Annotated in this window: 22 protein-coding genes; 12 read left to right on the forward strand and 10 right to left on the reverse strand. The window is 45.1% G+C overall.

Annotated elements, in window-relative coordinates:
* Positions 1-53: 53 nt before the first annotated feature.
* On the forward strand, positions 54-2,687 hold the full coding sequence (ppc, locus tag BSR11_RS11345; RefSeq protein ID WP_072670471.1) for a phosphoenolpyruvate carboxylase: 2,634 nt from the start codon (positions 54-56) through the stop codon (positions 2,685-2,687).
* Positions 2,688-3,040: 353 nt separating this feature from the next.
* Entirely contained in the window at positions 3,041-3,580 is a 540-nt protein-coding gene (locus tag BSR11_RS11350) for a PadR family transcriptional regulator (RefSeq protein ID WP_072670616.1), read from the forward strand.
* A 108-nt stretch (positions 3,581-3,688) separates the two neighbouring features.
* Here the strand turns inward: BSR11_RS11350 and cysE are convergent, their stop codons facing one another.
* The 5 genes from cysE to epmA form a co-directional block, all read right to left on the reverse strand.
* Positions 3,689-4,510 carry a serine O-acetyltransferase gene (gene cysE / locus BSR11_RS11355; protein ID WP_072670472.1) on the reverse strand — a complete coding sequence of 274 codons (822 nt, stop codon included), beginning with the start codon at positions 4,508-4,510 and terminating at the stop codon, positions 3,689-3,691.
* A gap of 137 nt (positions 4,511-4,647) precedes the next feature.
* Positions 4,648-5,682, reverse strand: coding sequence for an NAD(P)H-dependent glycerol-3-phosphate dehydrogenase (gene gpsA / locus BSR11_RS11360; RefSeq protein ID WP_072670617.1), 1,035 nt, complete (start codon positions 5,680-5,682; stop codon positions 4,648-4,650).
* Positions 5,683-5,864: 182 nt separating this feature from the next.
* Entirely contained in the window at positions 5,865-6,332 is a 468-nt protein-coding gene (secB, locus tag BSR11_RS11365) for a protein-export chaperone SecB (RefSeq protein WP_004394468.1), read from the reverse strand.
* A 168-nt stretch (positions 6,333-6,500) separates the two neighbouring features.
* Positions 6,501-6,935, reverse strand: a complete 435-nt coding sequence (locus tag BSR11_RS11370; RefSeq protein WP_072670473.1) for a rhodanese-like domain-containing protein — start codon at positions 6,933-6,935, stop codon at positions 6,501-6,503.
* Positions 6,936-7,006: 71 nt separating this feature from the next.
* The gene (gene epmA, locus BSR11_RS11375; protein ID WP_072670474.1) at positions 7,007-7,981 is read right to left on the reverse strand and encodes an elongation factor P--(R)-beta-lysine ligase; all 975 of its coding nucleotides are present in this window, start codon (positions 7,979-7,981) and stop codon (positions 7,007-7,009) included.
* Positions 7,982-8,296: 315 nt separating this feature from the next.
* On the opposite strand from epmA, the gene frdA reads away from it, so the two are divergent.
* The 4 genes from frdA to frdD are packed head-to-tail and all read left to right on the forward strand — an operon-like array spanning position 8,297 to position 11,628.
* Positions 8,297-10,108 carry a fumarate reductase (quinol) flavoprotein subunit gene (gene frdA, locus BSR11_RS11380; RefSeq protein ID WP_072670475.1) on the forward strand — a complete coding sequence of 604 codons (1,812 nt, stop codon included), beginning with the start codon at positions 8,297-8,299 and terminating at the stop codon, positions 10,106-10,108.
* Complete coding sequence (locus BSR11_RS11385) at positions 10,108-10,866, forward strand: succinate dehydrogenase/fumarate reductase iron-sulfur subunit (RefSeq protein WP_072670476.1); 759 nt, start codon at positions 10,108-10,110, stop codon at positions 10,864-10,866. Before frdA ends, BSR11_RS11385 begins: the two co-directional genes overlap by 1 nt.
* Before the next feature lies 1 nt (position 10,867).
* A complete protein-coding gene (gene frdC / locus BSR11_RS11390) occupies positions 10,868-11,251 on the forward strand; it encodes a fumarate reductase subunit FrdC (protein ID WP_072670477.1) in 384 nt (127 codons plus the stop codon).
* A gap of 11 nt (positions 11,252-11,262) precedes the next feature.
* Positions 11,263-11,628 carry a fumarate reductase subunit FrdD gene (frdD, locus tag BSR11_RS11395; RefSeq protein ID WP_072670478.1) on the forward strand — a complete coding sequence of 122 codons (366 nt, stop codon included), beginning with the start codon at positions 11,263-11,265 and terminating at the stop codon, positions 11,626-11,628.
* Positions 11,629-11,702: 74 nt separating this feature from the next.
* Here the strand turns inward: frdD and efp are convergent, their stop codons facing one another.
* Entirely contained in the window at positions 11,703-12,269 is a 567-nt protein-coding gene (gene efp / locus BSR11_RS11400) for an elongation factor P (protein WP_072670479.1), read from the reverse strand.
* A 32-nt stretch (positions 12,270-12,301) separates the two neighbouring features.
* Here efp and epmB point away from each other — a divergent pair, with 32 nt between their 5' ends.
* Positions 12,302-13,324 (forward strand): EF-P beta-lysylation protein EpmB, encoded by a 1,023-nt coding sequence (epmB, locus tag BSR11_RS11405; protein ID WP_072670480.1) that lies wholly within the window; start codon positions 12,302-12,304, stop codon positions 13,322-13,324.
* 168 nt (positions 13,325-13,492) lie between these two features.
* Positions 13,493-13,963 carry an MgtC/SapB family protein gene (locus BSR11_RS11410; protein WP_072670481.1) on the forward strand — a complete coding sequence of 157 codons (471 nt, stop codon included), beginning with the start codon at positions 13,493-13,495 and terminating at the stop codon, positions 13,961-13,963.
* A gap of 81 nt (positions 13,964-14,044) precedes the next feature.
* On the opposite strand, the gene groL is transcribed toward BSR11_RS11410, so the two are convergent.
* Together groL and BSR11_RS11420 are read right to left on the reverse strand one after the other, a co-directional pair.
* Entirely contained in the window at positions 14,045-15,682 is a 1,638-nt protein-coding gene (groL, locus tag BSR11_RS11415; protein ID WP_072670482.1) for a chaperonin GroEL, read from the reverse strand.
* A 75-nt stretch (positions 15,683-15,757) separates the two neighbouring features.
* On the reverse strand, positions 15,758-16,048 hold the full coding sequence (locus BSR11_RS11420; RefSeq protein ID WP_072670483.1) for a co-chaperone GroES: 291 nt from the start codon (positions 16,046-16,048) through the stop codon (positions 15,758-15,760).
* 323 nt (positions 16,049-16,371) lie between these two features.
* Between BSR11_RS11420 and BSR11_RS11430 the strand changes: the two genes are divergently transcribed.
* Both BSR11_RS11430 and BSR11_RS11435 read left to right on the forward strand, forming a co-directional pair.
* Complete coding sequence (locus tag BSR11_RS11430) at positions 16,372-17,001, forward strand: helix-turn-helix transcriptional regulator (protein WP_072670485.1); 630 nt, start codon at positions 16,372-16,374, stop codon at positions 16,999-17,001.
* Between the two features lie 225 nt (positions 17,002-17,226).
* Positions 17,227-17,568: a DUF3135 domain-containing protein gene (locus tag BSR11_RS11435; RefSeq protein ID WP_072670486.1), complete on the forward strand. Its 342-nt coding sequence runs from the start codon at positions 17,227-17,229 to the stop codon at positions 17,566-17,568.
* Here BSR11_RS11435 and BSR11_RS11440 read toward each other — a convergent pair.
* Entirely contained in the window at positions 17,531-17,995 is a 465-nt protein-coding gene (locus BSR11_RS11440; protein WP_072670487.1) for a DUF805 domain-containing protein, read from the reverse strand. The two genes, BSR11_RS11435 and BSR11_RS11440, sit on opposite strands and share 38 nt — an antisense overlap.
* A gap of 11 nt (positions 17,996-18,006) precedes the next feature.
* The gene (locus BSR11_RS11445) at positions 18,007-18,354 is read right to left on the reverse strand and encodes a 5-carboxymethyl-2-hydroxymuconate Delta-isomerase (RefSeq protein ID WP_072670488.1); all 348 of its coding nucleotides are present in this window, start codon (positions 18,352-18,354) and stop codon (positions 18,007-18,009) included.
* Between the two features lie 212 nt (positions 18,355-18,566).
* Between BSR11_RS11445 and tpiA the strand changes: the two genes are divergently transcribed.
* On the forward strand, positions 18,567-19,340 hold the full coding sequence (tpiA, locus tag BSR11_RS11450) for a triose-phosphate isomerase (protein WP_004394450.1): 774 nt from the start codon (positions 18,567-18,569) through the stop codon (positions 19,338-19,340).
* Between the two features lie 128 nt (positions 19,341-19,468).
* Entirely contained in the window at positions 19,469-20,812 is a 1,344-nt protein-coding gene (locus tag BSR11_RS11455) for an MATE family efflux transporter (RefSeq protein ID WP_072670489.1), read from the forward strand.
* Positions 20,813-20,836 lie beyond the last annotated feature (24 nt).

The following is a 20,836-nucleotide window of genomic DNA, read 5'->3' on the forward strand; positions in this document are numbered from 1 at the left end:
GTGTAATTAAATAGATGACATTGGATGTAATTTTTTTACAAGGCAGGATGATAATGAATGAAAAATACGCCGCTCTAAAAAGTAACGTGAGCATGCTGGGTCGATTACTAGGGCAAACCATCCAAGCCGCTGACGGCGACGTTATTTTGGCAAAAGTCGAAACCATCCGACAACTTTCTAAATCAGCTCGAGCAGGCAACCAAGCCGACCGAGAAAAACTCATCGAAGAAATCAAGCACCTCAATAATGATCAACTGACTCCGGTCGCGCGCGCTTTTAATCAATTTCTCAACTTAACCAATATCGCTGATCAATATCACACTATTTCTCGACACAGTGAAGACCATCTAGACGACTCCAATGCACTGCAAAGCTTGTTTAGCAAATTAGCGGATAAAAAAATCAGCCAATTTGATGCAATCCAAGCCGTTCGTGATTTAAACATCGAATTAGTTCTTACCGCTCATCCGACTGAGATCACTCGTCGTACTATGATCAATAATTTGGTCAAAATTAACCAATGTTTATCGAATCTTGAACTGAGCGATCTGTCTTCTAAAGAGCGTCAAAAAATCGAACGTCGTCTAGAGCAGTTAATTGCTCAGGGCTGGCACTCTGACGTCATTCGTAAGCAACGCCCAACACCACTCGATGAAGCAAAATGGGGCTTTGCCGTAGTTGAGAACTCACTCTGGCAAGCCGTTCCAGAATTTTTACGTGAGTTAAACGATAATATTAAGGCTAACCTTGGTGAAGGGTTACCGATTGACGCACGGCCCGTGCATTTTTCATCTTGGATGGGTGGAGATCGCGACGGTAACCCCTTTGTAACCCATAGTGTGACACGTGAAGTCTTACTCCTCTCACGCTGGAAAGCCGCCGATTTATACTTAGCTGATATTAATGAATTGATCAGCGAATTATCCATGACCAAGTGCACAGAGGCGCTACGCACTTTAGCGGGCGAAGAAGAGCACGAACCTTATCGCGCCGTTCTTAAAGGTGTACGCAGTTTATTGCAAGAAACACTGGATATTCTCGATAGCAAGTTACATGGCCAAAAACTGGCGGTTAAAGCGCCTTTACGGACCGAGAGCCAGCTATGGGATCCATTATACGCGTGCTATCAATCACTGCATGAGTGTGGCATGGGCGTCATTGCTGACGGTTCGCTACTCGATGCTCTACGCCGAGTGAAGGCTTTTGGTATCCACTTGGTTCGTCTCGATATTCGTCAAGAAAGTAGCCGCCATGCCGAAGCATTGTCCGAGCTTACTCGCTACCTAGGCATTGGCGATTACAATCAGTGGAGCGAACAAGACAAACTGGCTTTTTTAACCAATGAACTGAGCTCCAAACGTCCACTACTTCCATTGGATTGGCAGCCGTCTGAATCGGTAAAAGAGGTTTTAGAAACATGCAAAATTATTGCAGCTCAACCGCAAGATGCCTTTGGTGCTTATGTAATTTCTATGGCTCATACCGCCTCTGATGTCTTAGCTGTCCATCTATTATTAAAAGAGTCTGGCTGTCCTTATCGAATGAGTGTTTGCCCATTGTTTGAAACGCTCGACGATCTCAATAATGCTGAAAGCGTAATCAAACAGCTACTCGCGATTGATCTCTATCGTGGCTTCATTCAAAACCAACAAATGGTAATGATTGGCTATTCTGATTCTGCAAAAGATGCAGGGGTGATGGCCGCCGGATGGGCTCAATATCGAGCTATGGAAGACCTAGTCAAGGTGTGCGAAGAAGAGAGCATTGATCTCACGTTATTCCATGGTCGTGGTGGCTCGATTGGTCGTGGCGGTGCACCAGCACATGCAGCGCTGTTATCACAACCACCGAAGAGTTTAAAAGCCGGATTACGAGTCACCGAACAAGGGGAAATGATTCGTTTTAAACTTGGCTTGCCCGAAGTTGCCATCAACAGTTTACATCTTTACGCCAGCGCTATTTTAGAAGCGAATCTATTACCACCACCAGAACCAAAGCAAGAGTGGCGCGACTTAATGGAGGTTCTCTCACAAGTCTCTTGTGAAGCGTATCGAGCTATTGTGCGTGGTGAAGCGGATTTTGTCCCTTACTTCCGTCAAGCAACCCCTGAACTTGAGTTAGGTAAACTGCCGCTTGGCTCTCGCCCAGCCAAACGTAATCCGCAAGGTGGTGTGGAGAGCCTACGAGCGATTCCTTGGATCTTCTCATGGAGTCAAAACCGTTTGGTTCTCCCAGCTTGGCTCGGCGCTGGTGAAGCGATTCAATACTCAGTTGATAAAGGCCATCAAGCTCTGCTCGAGGAGATGTGTCGTGAATGGCCATTCTTCTCCACTCGCTTAGGCATGTTAGAGATGGTATACACAAAATGTAACCTTGATGTCTCTCGTTACTATGACCAACGCTTGGTCGAGCCAGCATTACGTCCATTGGGTGATCGCTTACGAGACCAGCTCCAAAAAGACATCAAAACGGTACTCAATGTTGAAAACAATGAGAATCTGATGCAAAGCGATTCTTGGGGCCATGAGTCGATTCGTCTGCGTAACATCTACGTCGAGCCATTGAACATGCTGCAAGCTGAGTTGTTGTATCGGACTCGTCAATCAACAGAAGCGGATCCCGAGTTAGAGGAAGCGTTGATGGTCACCATTGCAGGCATTGCAGCCGGAATGCGCAATACAGGTTGATTAAATTAGCATAAAACTCTAAACAAAGAGCAAAAGGCCATCTTTAGATGGCCTTTTATAGGCTCGGGCGCGATTATTGAGAAAATTATCAACTTTTTTATTGAAAAAACTGTTTTTATTCTACTTTATGCTTATTATTTAGATATAATGCAAAACCCTGTGATGCCCTAATAACTATTTCAAATCACAGTCCAATCAATACAACATCATAATCCTAGGTGATACAGGCTTTTTAAGGTGACAGTGACAGCACTCGATGCTGCGTGACTGATACCTCATATCCCAATGTGCCGATAGAAGTACATAAGATGGTTCAGTCAATTACGAAGTTACTCACCATTTGGATTAAAGACATGTCATTACCACACGTTATTCTTACCGTTCTTAGTACTCGTGATGCTACTGGATACGATATCACTAAGGAATTTTCAGCCAGTATTGGCTATTTTTGGAAGGCAAGTCATCAACAAGTTTACCGTGAACTGAATAAAATGGGGCAACAAGGGCTAGTGACTTGTGTACTAGAGCCTCAAGATGGCAAGCCTGATCGTAAAGTTTACTCAATCACCGAAACGGGCCGTCGTGCTCTAGGTGAATGGTTTGATCAGCCAACGGCACATCCAACGGTTAGAGATGAATTCAGCGCTAAGCTCATGGCGTGCTCAGTACAATCTGCTGAACCTTATCGTCTCCAATTAATTGGATTAATCGAAGAATCTCGTAAGCTTGTTAGCCACTATCAAGATATCGAGTCAGCCTATTATGCAAATCCTGCGATGATGGATAAACAGCAACGTTTAGAACGCCTAACCTTGCGTCGTAATTTGCTCACTCGTCAAGCATGGATCGAATGGGCGGAAGAGACGCTCGCTGAACTCAATGCGATGGTTTGATTGACTCAACATGAAAAAGAGGATGCCGAGCATCCTCTTTTTTTGTTGGTTTGCTTCCCTTCCTAACCGCCACTCAAAGTGGTCAGGGCAGCTAAGGGGGATAGTCGGTCAAATACCATCACCACCAATAAAGGTTTGTGAACGACCATTAAATTGCTGGTCCATATCTAATGACGGTTTATCGGTTTTCGGACGACCGACAATACGCGCAGGCACTCCAGCAACCGTTGTATGGGGAGGCACTGGCTGTAGTACCACAGAACACGAACCAATTTTCGCGCCTTCGCCAACTTCTATGTTGCCAAGGATTTTTGCCCCAGCGCCAATCATCACTCCTTCACGAATTTTCGGATGGCGATCACCACACTCTTTTCCGGTACCGCCTAGTGTCACATCTTGTAAAATGGATACATCATCTTCAACAACGGCTGTTTCACCAATCACAATCCCTGTTGCATGATCAAGCATGATTCCGCAACCAATCTTGGCCGCAGGATGAATATCTACCTGACAAGCGACTGAAATTTGATTTTGTAAATAGGTAGCTAATGCGATACGCCCTTGCTTCCACAGCCAGTTCGCGACACGATACCCCTGTAGCGCATGATAACCTTTTAAATACAATAGCGGCATTGAGTACATGGATACAGCCGGATCACGATTGACGGTAGCGCAAATATCACACGCAGCAAACTCACTAATCGTCGGATCTGCAGCCAACGCCTCTTCCACCACTTCACGTACCGCCATTGCTGGCATGGATGCTGTATTGAGTTTATTGGCTAAAATATAGCTTAATGCCGCTGACAAACTATCATGCTTAATGATCGTCGCGTGATAAAAACTCGCCAACATCGGCTCTTGCTCGGATTGTTCACGAGCTTCTTGGATGATGGTTTGCCAAACTTTTTTTTGTGCGCACTGCTTCATTTTATTTTGCCTTTCACTGAGTTAGCCTCATCACGCTCATCCTCCAGACGGGTCGCGATAGCACTATCCTTCCACAGTATCTATCAGGTATTAGAAATTCAATCGTTATCGATGACTAATGACACTAACAACATCGATTATTGCTCAGCTTTTTTATCTCGTGCGAGCAAGTCTTGCGCAGCCAAACGGGCATCTTTGCCTTGATATAATACCTGATAGATTTGCTCGACAATCGGCATCTCAACGCCCATACGTGCAGCCAATAACGACACTTCCTTAGTATTACGATAACCTTCAACCACTTGCCCAATCTCTTGCTGAGCAGTGTCCACCGCTTTCCCTTGACCTAATGCTAAACCAAAACGACGGTTACGAGACTGGTTATCGGTACACGTTAACACTAAGTCACCTAATCCTGCCATCCCCATAAAGGTTTCTGGCTGTGCTCCTAAGGCAGCGCCAAGACGAGACATCTCCGCTAAACCTCGAGTAATTAACGCCGTACGTGCATTAGCACCAAAACCAATCCCATCGGACATGCCTGCACCAATCGCAATCACGTTTTTTACCGCACCGCCAAGCTGCATGCCGATAAAATCATGATTGGCGTACACTCGGAATGTTTTATTACAATGGATTTTTTCCTGCAAGTCAGCGACAAACTGAGCATCAGGTGAAGCTACCGCTATTGCCGTCGGCATACCCATCGCGAGCTCTTTTGCAAAAGTAGGTCCAGACAGTACCGCTAATGGAACGTGATCGCCGAGAATTTCATGCGCAACGTCTTGTAATAAACGCCCGGTTTCAGGCTCAAGGCCTTTGGTTGCCCAGCAAAGACGGCTATCTTGACGCAAATAAGGCTGTAAACTGCGTAATACAACCCCAAAGACATGGCTCGGAACGACAACCAGCAGATCTTGACTGGCTTGCACCGCTTTCGATAAATCAGATTCAATGATTAAACTGCCTGGGAACGCAATTCCAGGAAGGAACTCTTGGTTGGCACGATCAGCCTGTAGACGAGCCATGTGCTGAGGATCATGCCCCCATAGCACTATATTAGCTCCATTACGTGCTAATGAAATTGCTAGAGAAGTCCCGTAAGAACCGGCACCGATCACCGTCATGGTGGTCGGTTCGGCATTAATAGAGTGTGCTTTCGAATCGGTCATTTTTTTACCTAATAAATAGTGAATGAATGGATGAATCACCTGAACGGCTCGTAGCAGCACATTAGATCGAAGCTAAAAACAAAAATGCACATCGCTTAGCTCAATGAGCAGCTCTGTGCATTTTTCTACCTATTTCTTAGCTACGTCAAGTAGTCAGGAATTATAGACAACCATCAATCCAATTAAGCTTGCGCGGTTTCACCAGCAGCTTGCTGTTGTAGGTAGTTCATAAATAGAGCATCGAAGTTAACTGGCGCTAGATTTAATTGCGGGAAAGTACCTTTAACCACTAGGCTAGAGATGGTTTCACGAGCATAAGGGAAAAGAATATTTGGGCAGAATGCGCCTAAACAATGAGCCAATTGCCCCGCTTCCATTTGTTCAGCAGTAAAGATACCCGCTTGTTGAACTTCACACAGGAAGGCGGTTTCTTCCGCATTTTTTACTGTCACAGTCAGACGAAGCACAACTTCGTATACGCCTTCACCCAGTTCGCGACTTTGCGTGTCCAAATCCAGCTTGACGTCTGGATTCCACTCTTTTTGAAACATAGTCGGAGAGTTTGGCGCTTCAAAAGAAACGTCTTTGAGGAAAATGCGTTGAATTGCGAAATTTTGTTGTGGTGCTTCTTGTTGTGCGGCTTCAGCCATGATTAAAATCCTTAATATCAAAAATAGTGGTCAGTTAACTGTCTTGAGACTAAACGAGTATCGGCAAAATCATCCAGAGTAAGTTACCAAGCAATGGCAACTATCACTACTCGAACCATTTAGCACAGCTTGTGACAAGCGACATTACTCAAAATAACACAGCAACGATTACTTTTTGCCACGAACCAAAGGTAACTTCGCTTCGCTCCACGTCACTAAACCATTTTTAAGCAGACTCACATTTTCAAATCCTGCTTTGGCCAGAAGTGTCGCAGCTTCACGAGCATTATGACCCGTTTTACATACGACAATGATGGGGTCTGTTTTGTGTTTTTCAATAGCAGGGAAGTTACCCGCTTTAATCTCAGATAATAAAATGTGAACTGCGTCGGTAATATGTCCCTGCTTGTATTCATCTTTAGTACGAATATCAACCACAATCCCATTCTCACGGTTCATTAAATGGGTTACCTGAGCGGCACCGATCTCTTTATAGACCGCGGTAGAAGATTTATAAATATTTAAAATCAACGCGATAAACACCCCTACCCATGCGAGGGAGAGGATCATGTTCTGTTGAAAAAAGTCAATGTACTCTTGCATATCCTGTGCTCTTACAGTGGAAGTTCAAAACAGTGATGGAGTATAACGGGCTTGCCAGTTTGACGCGAGTGCTAAGCGCGAGGAAAAGGAAAAGCCGTGACCTTATCAATGTGATCTTCACCTAAAGCCAACATAATCAAACGATCAATACCTAATGCGACTCCCGCGCAAGTTGGTAATCCTGCGGTCAAAGCCGCAAGCAAATTTTCATCGATCGGCTGCGCAACAAGACCCATAGCAATTCTTTTTTGGTTGTCTTGCTCAAAGCGCTTACGCTGCTCAGCCGCATCGTCTAGTTCATGGAATCCATTCGCTAATTCAATACCTTTAAAATACACCTCAAAGCGATCTGCAACTCGTGGATCGTTTCGGTTTACCTTGGCTAACGCGGCTTGAGAAGCCGGAAAATCGTACACAAATACGGGTTTCTGCTGACCAATGTGATTTTCAACACCCATACTGAATAGTAGTTGTAACAAAGTATCGCGATCTTGCTCAGGCTCAGCAATATCACTAAGCCCTAACTGAGCAGCCACTTGCTTAAGCTCAGCTAAGCTGGCTTCAAGCGGACAAACGTTTAACACCTGCAAAAACGCGTGTTGATAAGTCATTCTCTCCGCGGTATCGGTGGAGAGTATCTTCTGCAATAAAGCATCCACCTCATCCATCAAATCATGATGATCAAAACCGACCCGATACCATTCGAGGAGCGTAAACTCTGGATTATGATAACGACCATTTTCTTCATTACGAAACGCTTTATTAATTTGATAAATAGAACCACTACCGGCTGCCAGTAAGCGTTTCATATGAAATTCAGGGCTGGTCATCAGATACAAGGTTTGCCCAGCCGCATAATCAGGTCCAACAAATTGAGTTTGAAAAGTTTGTAGATGGATATCGGTTACCGTCGCCTGACTCATGGCGGGCGTATCCACCTCTAATACCTCACGCTCAGCAAAAAACTGGCGGATATCCTGTAATAAACGGGCACGCTGTTGCAATTGGAGGATTGATGCACTCGGCATCCACTGTGGCTGGCTCATAAAAAGTATCAGTTATCGAATCAAGAGCATCATTTTACTCTGAGAAACTAAAAAACCAAGTAAACCACCACACACATTATGTACGTGATCGTTATCACACAAAGCGCATTAAGTATGCTTGTACTTGCACTACTGAAGAAAAAACCCAACAGAATCAATTTTTTCTTTGTTCTGCTCTTCTACACTAGAGCCAGCACTTGAGTTCAAGTGTTGAGTAGCGAGAGCGGATCAAGAGTATTTCTAGCCGCATCACGCGCCACATAATAATCAGAGGCAATAACCAAACCTCACAATACACTACACTGGAGGATAACTGTGCAAACGATTACCACAGATATCGCAGTCATCGGCGCTGGTGGCGCTGGTCTTCGTACTGCTATTGCAGCGGCTGAAGCTAACCCAAATTTAGAAGTTGCACTAATTTCTAAAGTTTACCCTATGCGTTCCCATACCGTTGCCGCTGAAGGTGGCTCCGCAGCAGTTATCAAGGAAGAAGACAGCCTAGACAATCACTTTAACGATACCGTTGGTGGTGGTGACTGGCTGTGTGAACAGGATGTCGTCGAATATTTCGTTGCTAATGCAACCCGTGAAATGATCCAGATGGAACAATGGGGTTGCCCTTGGAGTCGTAAAGACAACGGGGAAGTCAACGTCCGTCGTTTTGGAGGCATGAAAGTTGAGCGCACTTGGTTTGCCGCTGATAAAACCGGCTTTCATATGCTGCACACCCTCTTCCAAACCTCAATTAAATACCCACAAATTAAACGTTTTGACGAATACTTTGTGGTCGATTTATTGGTGGTTGATGGTGAAGTACAAGGTCTGATTGCCATTCATATGGCTGAAGGTGAACTGGTCGTTATTAAAGCAAAATCTGTGGTACTCGCCACCGGTGGTGCTGGCCGTGTTTACCACTGTAATACCAACGGTGGCATTGTAACCGGTGATGGTATGGCAATGGCTTATCGTCATGGCGTGCCACTGCGTGATATGGAATTTGTCCAGTATCACCCAACAGGTTTACCGGGTACGGGGATTTTGATGACCGAAGGTTGCCGTGGTGAAGGCGGTATCATCGTCAATAAACATGGTTATCGTTATTTACAAGATTACGGCATGGGGCCAGAAACGCCTGTCGGTCAGCCAAAAAATAAATACATGGAACTTGGCCCGCGTGACAAAGTGTCACAAGCCTTCTGGCATGAACAGCAAAAAGGCAACACCATCAAGCATCCGCTCGGTGATGTAGTACACCTCGATCTTCGTCATCTTGGTGAAGAGTATCTGCAAGAACGTTTACCGTTCATTTGCGAACTTGCCAAGGCTTACGTTAACGTTGATCCAGCGAAAGAACCCATTCCAATTCGCCCGACCGTACATTACACCATGGGTGGTATCGAAACCAATGGCCAGTGTGAAACTCGCATTAAAGGCTTATTTGCTGTGGGTGAATGTGCCTCGGTGGGCCTACACGGTGCCAACCGTTTAGGCTCTAACTCATTAGCTGAATTTGTTGTCTTTGGCCGTGTCGCAGGTGAACATGCGGCGCAACGTGCAGAGAGCTTTAAAGGCTGGGATGAATCCGCGATAAACCAACAAGTCAAAGCGGTTGAAGATCGCATTCAAGCCTTAATGAATCAAGAAGGTGATGAAAACTGGGCAACAATTCGCACCGAAATGGGTCACACCATGGAAGCCGGTTGTGGTATCTATCGTCAAGCTGATTTGATGCAAACCACCATCGATAAGTTAGCCGAACTGAAAGAGCGTTATAAGCGCATCAGCATCAAAGATAAAGGCAAAGTCTTTAACACCGATCTGCTGTATGCGATTGAAGTCGGTTATGGCTTAGAAGTAGCGCAAGCCATGGCACACTCAGCCATGCTACGCAAAGAATCTCGCGGTGCTCATCAGCGCTTAGATGAAGGTTGTACTGAACGTGATGATGTGAACTTCCTGAAACACTCATTAGCCTTCTATCAACCTGATAACGCGCCAAAAATTGATTATAGCGATGTAAAAATCACTAAATCTCAACCGAAAGCGCGCCTCTACGGTGAAGCCGCCGATCAAGCCGCCGCCGCAGAAAAAGCCGCTGAGCAACGCGCAGAGGAGCAAAAATAATGGCAGCAAACCGTATGCAAAAAGTTGATATTTTACGTTACGACCCAGAGAAAGATGCAAAGCCTCATTTACAGGCGTTTGAAATACCGTTTGATGACACAATGTCAGTCCTCGATGCTCTTGGTTACATCAAAGATAATGTCGATAAAGATCTCGCTTATCGTTGGTCTTGTCGGATGGCGATTTGCGGCTCTTGCGGCATCATGGTCAATGGTGTGCCTAAGTTAGCCTGCAAAAGCTTCCTACGTGATTATCCAAACGGCGTAAAAATTGAACCACTCGCCAACTTTGCGATTGAGAAAGATCTGATCGTTGATATGACGCCGTTTATCGAACGGCTAGAAGCGATTAAACCTTATATCATTGGCAATGATCGCACCCCTGAAGATGGCGCAAACTTACAAACGCCAGAACAAATGGCCCGTTATAAACAGTTTGCTGGCTGCATTAACTGCGGTTTGTGTTACGCCGCTTGCCCTCAGTTTGGACTTAACTCTGAGTTTATCGGCCCAGCGGCACTGACCTTGGCACACCGCTATAACTTGGATAGCCGAGATAACGGTAAAGCGGAACGCATGAAGCTGATCAACGGTGATAACGGCGCTTGGGGCTGTACCTTTGTCGGTTACTGCTCAGAAGTCTGTCCAAAACATGTCGATCCTGCCGCTGCGGTTAACCAAGGCAAAATCGAATCTTCAATGGATTTCGTTATTGCCATGTTGAAACCTGACGGTTCACCTAAAAAAGTGGAGGCATAGAATGAGTAATCGTAAACCTTACGTTCGTGAAATGACCCGTACGTGGTGGAAGGATGATCCTTTCTATCGTCTTTATATGCTACGCGAAGCAACGGTACTGCCACTCATCCTATTCACGCTATTTTTGACTATTGGGCTCGGTGCTTTAGTCAAAGGCCCTGAGGCTTGGCAAAGCTGGTTGGCGTTTATGGCAAATCCACTGGTGGTGGCAATTAATATCGTTGCCCTAGCGGGAAGCTTATTCCATGCACACACCTTTTTTGGCATGATGCCGCAGGTAATGCCCATTCGCATTAAAGGTAAGTTGCTGGATAAAAAGATCATTGTCTTAACTCAGTGGGCGGCAGTAGCTGCCATTTCACTGATTGTCCTCATTGTGGTGTAAGGAGCTTTATTGTGGTGAATACCAATCCAAAACGTTCAGATGAACCCGTATGGTGGAGTTTATTTGGTGCTGGTGGTACTTGGTTTGCAATGATTACCCCAGTAACGGTACTCGTACTTGGGATCATGGTTCCACTGGGTATGATTGATGCGCAAGCCTTAAGCTATGAGCGTGTAACTGCTTTCGCAACCAGTATTATTGGCGCCCTATTTATTATCGGCACCTTGGCGTTACCAATGTGGCATGCCATGCACCGTCTACACCATGGTATGCATGATCTGAAATTCCACACTGGCCTCGCCGGAAAAATTGCCTGTTATGCTTTTGCCGCGCTGATTTCTGTATTAGCCATCGTGTTTGTTTTTCTACTCTGGTAATAAACCCCAAAACTAAGATCGAACAAGCCAGCGTTATACGCTGGCTTGTTTTGTCTGACACTAAATATCAACTCTTATTTTACGCGTCCAACGTATTCGCCACTACGAGTGTCAACCTTGATGATTTCACCAATAGCGATAAATAGTGGAACTCGAACGACAGCACCCGTTGCTAGAGTGGCAGGCTTACCACCCGTTCCTTGAGTGTCCCCTTTTAGGCCAGGATCAGTTTCGGTCACTTCTAATTCAACGAAATTTGGCGGCGTAACAGAAATTGGGTTACCATTCCACAAAGTCAAAGTACAGCTAGTGTTTTCAACCAACCATTTAGCGCTATCACCCACGGATTTAACATCGGCAGCAATTTGCTCAAAGGTTTCGTTGTTCATAAAGTGATAGAATTCACCATCGCTGTACAAATAATCCAGATCGATATCGATTACATCTGCCACTTCAGCAGAATCACCGGACTTGAAGGTTTTCTCTAACACTTTACCAGAAAGTAATTTACGGATGCGTACACGGTTAAATGCCTGACCTTTACCTGGCTTCACATACTCATTTTCGAGAATGACACAAGGCTCATTATCAAGCATAATTTTCAAACCGCCTTTAAATTCGTTCGTGCTAACAGTAGCCATTTTTTCCTCTTACCTTCTTCGAGTTAAATTCAATGCCAAATATAATAACCCGAAAACACCAATCTGTTGAGCAAAACTGGCTACAACAGCTAGCGAATGGGATTTCCGATCCCGAGCAACTACTTACTCGGTTGGCTATCGATCCTACCCCTTGGCGTTCAGGTTTTAAAGCTAGAGCGCTTTTTGCACAGCGAGTGCCAGAGAGTTTCGTGGAACGAATGGAAAAAGGAAACCCGGATGATCCCCTTTTACGTCAAGTGCTGCCATTAAGTGACGAATTTATTATTCAACCTGGCTACTCAACCGATCCACTTGAAGAGCAAAATAACTCGACGCCAGGATTATTGCATAAATACCGTAACCGCTGCTTACTGATCGTCAAAGGCGGCTGCGCGATAAATTGTCGTTATTGTTTTCGACGTCATTTCCCTTATCAAGATAATAAAGGCAATAAATCGGTGTGGCAGCAAAGTCTCGACTACATCGCCCAGCATCCACAGCTTAATGAAGTGATTCTCTCTGGGGGGGATCCATTAATGGCAAAAGATCATGAACTGACTTGGCTAGTCGAACAGATTGCTGCCATTCCTCATATTAAACGGTTACGGATTCACTCTCGATTGCCCGTGGTAATTCCAGCTCGCATTACCGATGAGCTAGTAAGCTTATGTGCCGAAACTCGTTTGCAGGTGATCCTTGTTACTCATATTAATCATGCCAATGAAATTAATGCTGAACTAAACCAACAGCTAACCCGCCTAAGCGCCGTCAAAGTCACCCTACTCAATCAAAGCGTGTTATTAAAAGGTGTCAACGATTCCGTAGATGCTCAAGTAGCATTAAGTGAAGCATTATTTGATGCTGGGATCCTACCTTATTACTTACATGTATTGGATAAAGTACAAGGTGCAGCTCATTTTTATGTCAGTGATGATCAAGCCAGAGCAATTATCGCGGGATTAATCGAGCAAGTTTCAGGCTACTTAGTTCCCAAACTAACCAGAGAAATCGGTGGTCGCCCAAGTAAAACGCCATTGGATCTCCATCTCGAATAATTCATCAATCATATCAATCACCATGCCAAGCAGAAGCAAACCTTCGATAACTTGCGTAGTAAAGAGTATAACCATTTTTTATCAATACCAATAAAGTCTATGATTTAACTAATCAAACAAGATCACGCATACTGACGCTTTTGTCGCGCGCTCACTTTTGGAGAGACCATGTTCACTTTAGATACCTTACTCGACCTAGGGCCATTCAATTGGTACGCACTCTTTTGTTGTGCGGTTAATGGATTGTTAATCGGTATCGAGCGACAAACTCGTGGCAAACCCGTTGGCATAAGAACGTCAATTTTGATCATCTCTGGGACTTACTTTTTTATGGCAATGGCAGTGTCTTTGTCGCCAAATACCTTAGATCAAGCACGAGTGTTAGGACAAATCATTACTGGAGTAGGCTTTCTAGGGGCCGGCGTAATGATGACTCAAGATGGTAAAATCCATGGCGTCACTTCTGCCGCCGTGATCTGGGTACTAGCAGCACTTGGTTTAATGATCGGCTTAGGGTATTGGGTACAATCGGTGGTGATTACCTTACTGGTCTTATTAGTGCTCTATGGCGTCGATAAAGTAGAAAACACTTTTCAAAGCTTACGCCGTGGTGTTCATCAACGATTTCGTGGCCGTTAATCGCATCATTTCCCTCTTGATAAACATAAAAAAACCGGAGTTTTCACTCCGGTTTTTTACTGATTAGCGCTTAGGCTAGCATCACATCATGCCGCCCATGCCACCCATACCGCCCATATCAGGCATTGCTGGGCCATCTTTCTTCGGTAGCTCAGTTACCATCGCTTCTGTAGTGATCATTAGACCTGCAACTGAAGCAGCGAACTGTAGAGCACTACGAGTTACTTTGGTTGGATCCAAGATACCCATCTCGATCATATCGCCATATTCACCCGTTGCAGCGTTGTAACCGTAGTTACCTTCACCTGCACGAACATTGTTAGCCACCACTGAATCTTCTTCGCCAGCGTTTTTGACGATTTGACGAATCGGTGCTTCCATCGCACGAAGGGCAAGACGGATACCAACTGTCTGATCTTCGTTATCACCTTCAAGACCTGCTGCTTTAGCGGCTGCGCGGATCAGGGCTACACCACCACCAGCAACAACACCTTCTTCAACTGCAGCGCGAGTCGCGTGTAGTGCATCTTCTACGCGGTCTTTCTTCTCTTTCATTTCAACTTCAGTGGTTGCACCGACTTTGATTACAGCAACACCGCCAGCCAATTTAGCTACGCGCTCTTGCAGTTTCTCTTTGTCGTAATCTGATGTGGCATCTTCCACTTGTTGACGAATTTGCGCTACACGTCCTTTGATGGCCCCTTCTTCACCAGCACCATCAATAATAGTGGTGTTTTCTTTGGTGATAGTCACGCGCTTCGCTTGGCCAAGATCTTCTAGGGTTGCTTTTTCTAGCTCGAGGCCAATCTCTTCAGAGATAACCGTACCACCAGTAAGAATAGCAATATCTTGTAGCATTGACTTACGACGGTCACCAAAGCCAGGCGCTTTAACGGCAGCAACTTTAACGATACCACGCATATTGTTAACAACAAGAGTGGCTAACGCTTCGCCTTCAACATCTTCCGCTACAATCAATAGCGGACGAGACGCTTTAGCTACGCCTTCAAGAGCTGGCAATAGTTCACGAATGTTAGAGATCTTCTTATCAACCAACAAGATGAATGGGTTATCTAGATCTACGCTACCCGCTTCTTGGTTGTTAATGAAGTAAGGAGATAGATAGCCACGATCAAACTGCATACCTTCGACAACATCAAGTTCATCTTGCAGACCTTGACCTTCTTCAACCGTGATCACACCATCACGACCAACTTTTTCCATTGCTTCAGCAATGATGTTACCTACACTTGAATCTGAGTTAGCAGAGATAGTACCAACTTGAGCAATCGCTTTAGTGTCTGCACATGGTGCTGATAGGTCTTTCAACGCTTCAACCGCAGCAACCACGGCTTTGTCGATACCACGTTTCAAGTCCATTGGGTTCATACCCGCCGCTACCGCTTTCAAGCCTTCAGTGATGATCGCTTGCGCTAATACTGTTGCTGTTGTGGTACCGTCACCAGAAGCGTCATTGGCTTGTGAAGCGACTTCTTTCAGCATCTGTGCGCCCATGTTCTGGAATTTATCTTCCAGTTCAATTTCACGTGCAACCGACACACCATCTTTAGTGATAACTGGAGCACCAAAGGATTTGTCTAAGACAACGTTACGACCTTTAGGACCAAGAGTCACTTTTACCGCGTCAGCTAGAATGTTGACACCTTCTAGCATTTTAATTCGTGCATCGTTACCAAATTTAACGTCTTTAGCAGCCATGTTTCATTTCCTTTTCTAAATTCTGTTTTAATCAATCGTTTTTGAATCAGAGCAAAAATTACTCAATGCTTACTCTTACTCGACAATCGCCATGATGTCGTTTTCAGATAGAATCAACACTTCTTTGCCATCAATCTTTTCTGTTTTAGTGCCATAGCCTTCAGCAAAAATTACCGTATCGCCGACCTTTACGTCGAGTTCTTTAACTGAACCATTCTCAAGGATACGGCCTTTACCTACCGCTAAAACCACACCACGAGTTGATTTTTCAGCCGCTGAGCCAGTTAGAACAATGCCACCAGCAGACTTAGATTCAACTTCTTTGCGTTCAACGATAACTCGGTCGTGTAATGGACGAATGTTCATCGGTCGTCTCTCCTGATTGTATTTTCTATGAGGTTAATGAAAAGGCTGATTGCTCAGCTTGTGACTGTTATGTGGGGGAGAAAGCCAGTGATCCCAAGGGGGAAGAATAAAAAAAACGTGATTTGGTTAACAAATTTATCGAGAAAAAATTCAGCGACCTGAAGAAATGAGCGTCCGAAAATGATCCCTAGGATCTCAAATTGAATGTTCAATGGCCATTCAACGCTATTTATTGGCCATAATTCCATGCCTTGATGATTGTAAACCCTTTGCTTTATTAAGCGGCTTATCCATAATAGACGGAGTAATTAAAGAGGAACATCATGAAAACCATCGAGCGGATTTTACACACCATCAAACGAGAAGGTGCTGTCACAGCAAAACAAGTGGCAAATGATCTGCGTATTACCACCATGGGAGCTCGACAGCATTTACAAAGCCTCGAAGAAGAAGGGATCCTGATTTTCTATGATGTTAAAGTCAAAGTAGGCCGCCCAACTCGTCATTGGTCCTTAACCAAAAAAGGTCATGACCAGTTCGCGGATCGACATGGTGAGCTAACGATTCAAATGATCGATGCCGTTGAGCATCTATTCGGTCAAGATGGCTTAGCGAAAGTGACCGCAGAACGCGAATCACAAACACTGCAACATTATCAACAAGCGCTATTAGCCTGCGATGATTTAACGACTAAATTGCACACTCTAGTCAAATTGCGTGAACAAGAAGGCTATATGGCTGAACTAGAGTGTACGGAATGGGGTTATTTATTGATTGAAAATCACTGCCCCATCTGCCGAGCCGCTAAACGTTGCCCCGCACTCTGTGCATCAGAACTCAATGTGTTTAAACAACTGCTTGGCCCAGAATGCCATATCGAACGCAGCGAGCACATCATTGAAGGCCAGCACCGCTGCGCTTATCGGATCGAACCCATCTCAGCCGACCTTTGAGAATGACAACTTATTTTCTGTTTCAATAATGAGAATGGCGTGATTCCTTTCTCATTATTTTGATCTGTTACCTATACTGATCATTATAGTCATTAGGAGAAGTGACCTGCAACCAGTAAAGATGTGGTTAGCTTCAACAGATCTGCTACTGGTTATGAGCACTCTCCTTATCATCCGTCATGGTTTATCCATGGTAGGGTACTCACAGAAGATAAGGTGCACTCAATGTCTCGATCACCCAGCCCCATCCAAGCTATTCCCTCTTTTGATGAGTTAATGCTGTTAGCGGAGCAGAATCCAGAAGCATTTCGCTCATTAAAACAATCGCTCTGTGATGAATTGATTGATTCCGCTTCCGCCATCATGCGAGAGCGATTACGCGCCCAGCAGAATCATATTGATCGCATACTCAGCCGCTGTAAAAACCCCCACCATGCAAATGTAAAACTGATGCAAGAACTGAGCATACAGTTCATCAAGTTTCGCGATGCCTTAGAGGGAGATAAACAACCAACGACCTCAGCACAAATCATTCCTTTCCAGGCTCGTCACGATGATTGGCGCTAATGGTATGGGGTGATTTCCCAAAACGATTATCGGCAGCTTTACCAGCAAGAAAGCCACATTCGACTAAAATCCAACTTCCACAGCCTAATGCAAGCAAAGCCAGTGCGGTTTCCCACCAGTTGGGAGCCGCAGCCATTGCCGTCTCCCCAACAGGCATGCCCATTCGCCCAAGTAACAATGGTAGATTCAATAGTAACCACCAACTCGACTTATCGCGATCATGCCAGCGCTTAGCCGTTACCGCTAAGTCTGGTAATAAAAGTCCAAGCAGTAGCAAAGGCCAAAGGTAAGCCGCAAAACTCGGCAACCAGCGGCTCACTGTTAACATGAAAACAATAATGGTTAAATAGTAACCGAGATTCCATAACCAATAGGTTTGGCGACCAATCCGGCCATGGAAAGAGAACAATAATTGGGTTAATGGCATCACTTGCTCACTCAATAAATAATTTTCTGAAAACTATCTTTGTCCATATCACGCACATTGATCGTCAATGAATGAACCTGACTTGCTTGCTCTGCGAGCACGGTCATTAACTGACGAGAAAGCTCACGTTTTTGTTGGGCGCTACGTCCATCGAGTAATTCAAAGCTGAGATGGATAAAGTCGACACTATCGCCCTGTTCACCAATCAACCAATGATGACAACGCAAAGTGCGAGATTTGATCGAGGCGGTTTCAAATAACCCACTGTCTATCGCTACTTGATGTAAATCTTCCAGTAGTCCTTGGATGTTGACTCGTTCCTCAACAGAATTTGAATACTCTAAGACTAAATTTGGCATGAAAACTCCCTGTCTATCACTCTCGATGATTCATTTGCCACGATAGCAAAAATGATTCCCCTTAATATCACTCTCGTCAGCTTAACGCACTATGGGCAAGACAGAAAAGAGGATCCAAGAAAGTCATGACCCTAATCATGATCTACGCGCTTTTATCTGTTATATTCTTTGCCAGTCGTTCTTTTTTTATCAATTAAATTGGAGATATTCCTATGCGTCGTCCTGTTGTGATGGGTAACTGGAAACTTAACGGTAGCAAAACTATGGTTACTGAGCTACTGAATGGCCTGAATGCTGAGCTAGAAGGTGTAAACGGTGTTGATGTGGCTGTCGCGCCACCAGCGCTATACCTCGATCTTGCTGAGCGTTTAATCAAACAAGGTGGCAACAAAATCATTCTTGGTGCACAAAATACTGACCTAAATAACAGCGGTGCTTTTACCGGTGATATGTCTCCAGCGATGTTAAAAGACTTCGGCGCCACTCACATCATCATTGGTCACTCTGAGCGTCGTCAATACCATCACGAATCTGACGAATTTGTCGCTAAGAAATTTGCCTTTTTAAAAGAGAACGGTTTGACTCCTGTGTTCTGTATCGGTGAATCAGAAGCGCAAAATGAAGCAGGCGAAACCGAAGCCGTTTGTGCGCGTCAAATTGATGCCGTGATCAATGCTTATGGCGTAGAAGCCCTAAACGATGCGATCATCGCTTATGAACCAATCTGGGCAATCGGCACTGGTAAAGCAGCGACAGCCGATGACGCGCAGCGTATTCATGCTTCTATTCGTGCCCACATCGCCGCGAAAAGCCCAGCTGTTGCCGAACAAGTGATCATTCAATACGGTGGTTCAGTGAAAGCAGAAAATGCAGAAGCTTACTTCTCACAACCAGACATTGATGGCGCTTTAGTTGGCGGTGCTGCATTGGATGCGAAGAGCTTTGCTGCGATCGCTAAAGCAGCCGCTAAAATGAAAAATGCTTAATCATTATCAATAAGTTACCTCAAGGCCAGCTATACTGGCCTTATTTTTACTCTCCAGTTCATCGCTAGTACCTGATCCTGATATAGAGTATCCTAGCCCATCTTGCACTTTCTATTCGCTGATTCACCATGCACGATAAACACGGCCTGTTGTCCGCACCGATCCCCCAAGTACTGCGCCAAATGACGCTGCCGATGACGGTAGGGATGATCGCTATCTTACTGTTTAACCTAGTCGATACCTTTTTTATTTCATTGCTCGGTACTCAAGCGCTAGCGGCCGTCAGTTATACCTTTCCGGTCACTTTTGCTGTTAACTGCATCACCATGGGCATCGGCGTTGGGCTCTCAACCTGTATTGGTCGTTTATTAGGCCAAGGAGAAACCAAACAAGCGGCGCGCCTGACTAGCCATGGTTTGTTATTGGCCGTGGCCTTAGTGGTGTGTGCGTCCTTAATCGGCTTCCTGACCATCGAACCTTTGTTTCGCCTACTTGGTGCACAAACTGAACTGCTCCCCTTGATTAAGCAGTATATGCAAATTTGGTATCTGACCATTCCTCTACTGGTGATCCCCATGGCGGGCAATAGCGCGATTCGCGCCACAGGAGATACCAAGACCCCAGCTAAAATCATGTTACTGGCAGGGATCATCAACGGCGTACTCGATCCACTACTGATTTTTGGTTATGGTCCGTTTCCAGAATTAGGCATACAAGGAGCAGCAATTGCCAGTGCCTGCTCTTGGCTCGGTGCGTTAATTGGCTCACTGTATATTTTGGCTCGACGTGACAAGCTGCTTGCTCGAGCTAATTTGAAAATGCTTAATAGTGACTGGCGACAAATTTTAACCATTGGCACCCCAGCGGCGCTATCGAGTGCGATGAATCCATTATGTGGTGCCGTGTTAATGATCACGCTTTCCCAACATGGTACTGCAGCCGTCGCGGCTTATGGTGCCGCGCAACGTATTGAATCGATTTTAATCTTGGTATTAATGTCGCTCACTTCTGCCTTAACGCCATTCATGGCACAAAACTTAGGTGCCGATAATCCCCAACGCAGCTTTGAAGGGTTATTTGTTGGCCTACGTTTTGCTGTGGTTTTTCAGTTTTTGATTTTTATCATGATGGTGCCACTGAGCATTCCTCTGGCGGCGTTGTTTTCACAAGAGCAAAGCGTGCGTGACTTACTGTGGTACTACTTACTGATTGTCCCTATCAGTTATGGCTTTCAAGGTATCGTGATGATGTTGGTTTCGGCGTTGAACGCCCTTCATCTACCGCTAAAGGCATTTCAATGGAGTGTAATGCGTCTTTTCATCTTTACTTTACCTGCCGCTTGGCTTGGAGCGTATTGGTATGGTGTGATCGGATTATTCATCGGCATCGCTCTAGGCAATATGCTTGGAGGCTTGCTAGGTTACCTGTATGCATTACGATTACGTAAACAAATACTATCAGTAGCAAACTGAATCTTAATATTGAGTAATCGATAT

Origin of the sequence: Vibrio injensis, assembly GCF_001895205.1 — a bacterium.
Taxonomy (GTDB): domain Bacteria; phylum Pseudomonadota; class Gammaproteobacteria; order Enterobacterales; family Vibrionaceae; genus Vibrio; species Vibrio injensis.

What these genes read in the sequence shown, in the direction of transcription:
- ppc (WP_072670471.1), top strand. Translation starts at nt 54, where the DNA reads ATGAATGAAAAATACGCCGCTCTAAAAAGTAACGTGAGCATGCTGGGT.
- BSR11_RS11350 (WP_072670616.1), top strand. Translation starts at nt 3,041, where the DNA reads ATGTCATTACCACACGTTATTCTTACCGTTCTTAGTACTCGTGATGCT.
- cysE (WP_072670472.1), bottom strand. Translation starts at nt 4,510, where the DNA reads ATGAAGCAGTGCGCACAAAAAAAAGTTTGGCAAACCATCATCCAAGAA.
- gpsA (WP_072670617.1), bottom strand. Translation starts at nt 5,682, where the DNA reads ATGACCGATTCGAAAGCACACTCTATTAATGCCGAACCGACCACCATG.
- secB (WP_004394468.1), bottom strand. Translation starts at nt 6,332, where the DNA reads ATGGCTGAAGCCGCACAACAAGAAGCACCACAACAAAATTTCGCAATT.
- BSR11_RS11370 (WP_072670473.1), bottom strand. Translation starts at nt 6,935, where the DNA reads ATGCAAGAGTACATTGACTTTTTTCAACAGAACATGATCCTCTCCCTC.
- epmA (WP_072670474.1), bottom strand. Translation starts at nt 7,981, where the DNA reads ATGAGCCAGCCACAGTGGATGCCGAGTGCATCAATCCTCCAATTGCAA.
- BSR11_RS11385 (WP_072670476.1), top strand. Translation starts at nt 10,108, where the DNA reads ATGGCAGCAAACCGTATGCAAAAAGTTGATATTTTACGTTACGACCCA.
- frdC (WP_072670477.1), top strand. Translation starts at nt 10,868, where the DNA reads ATGAGTAATCGTAAACCTTACGTTCGTGAAATGACCCGTACGTGGTGG.
- efp (WP_072670479.1), bottom strand. Translation starts at nt 12,269, where the DNA reads ATGGCTACTGTTAGCACGAACGAATTTAAAGGCGGTTTGAAAATTATG.
- epmB (WP_072670480.1), top strand. Translation starts at nt 12,302, where the DNA reads ATGCCAAATATAATAACCCGAAAACACCAATCTGTTGAGCAAAACTGG.
- BSR11_RS11410 (WP_072670481.1), top strand. Translation starts at nt 13,493, where the DNA reads ATGTTCACTTTAGATACCTTACTCGACCTAGGGCCATTCAATTGGTAC.
- groL (WP_072670482.1), bottom strand. Translation starts at nt 15,682, where the DNA reads ATGGCTGCTAAAGACGTTAAATTTGGTAACGATGCACGAATTAAAATG.
- BSR11_RS11420 (WP_072670483.1), bottom strand. Translation starts at nt 16,048, where the DNA reads ATGAACATTCGTCCATTACACGACCGAGTTATCGTTGAACGCAAAGAA.
- BSR11_RS11430 (WP_072670485.1), top strand. Translation starts at nt 16,372, where the DNA reads ATGAAAACCATCGAGCGGATTTTACACACCATCAAACGAGAAGGTGCT.
- BSR11_RS11435 (WP_072670486.1), top strand. Translation starts at nt 17,227, where the DNA reads ATGTCTCGATCACCCAGCCCCATCCAAGCTATTCCCTCTTTTGATGAG.
- BSR11_RS11440 (WP_072670487.1), bottom strand. Translation starts at nt 17,995, where the DNA reads ATGCCATTAACCCAATTATTGTTCTCTTTCCATGGCCGGATTGGTCGC.
- BSR11_RS11445 (WP_072670488.1), bottom strand. Translation starts at nt 18,354, where the DNA reads ATGCCAAATTTAGTCTTAGAGTATTCAAATTCTGTTGAGGAACGAGTC.
- tpiA (WP_004394450.1), top strand. Translation starts at nt 18,567, where the DNA reads ATGCGTCGTCCTGTTGTGATGGGTAACTGGAAACTTAACGGTAGCAAA.
- BSR11_RS11455 (WP_072670489.1), top strand. Translation starts at nt 19,469, where the DNA reads ATGCACGATAAACACGGCCTGTTGTCCGCACCGATCCCCCAAGTACTG.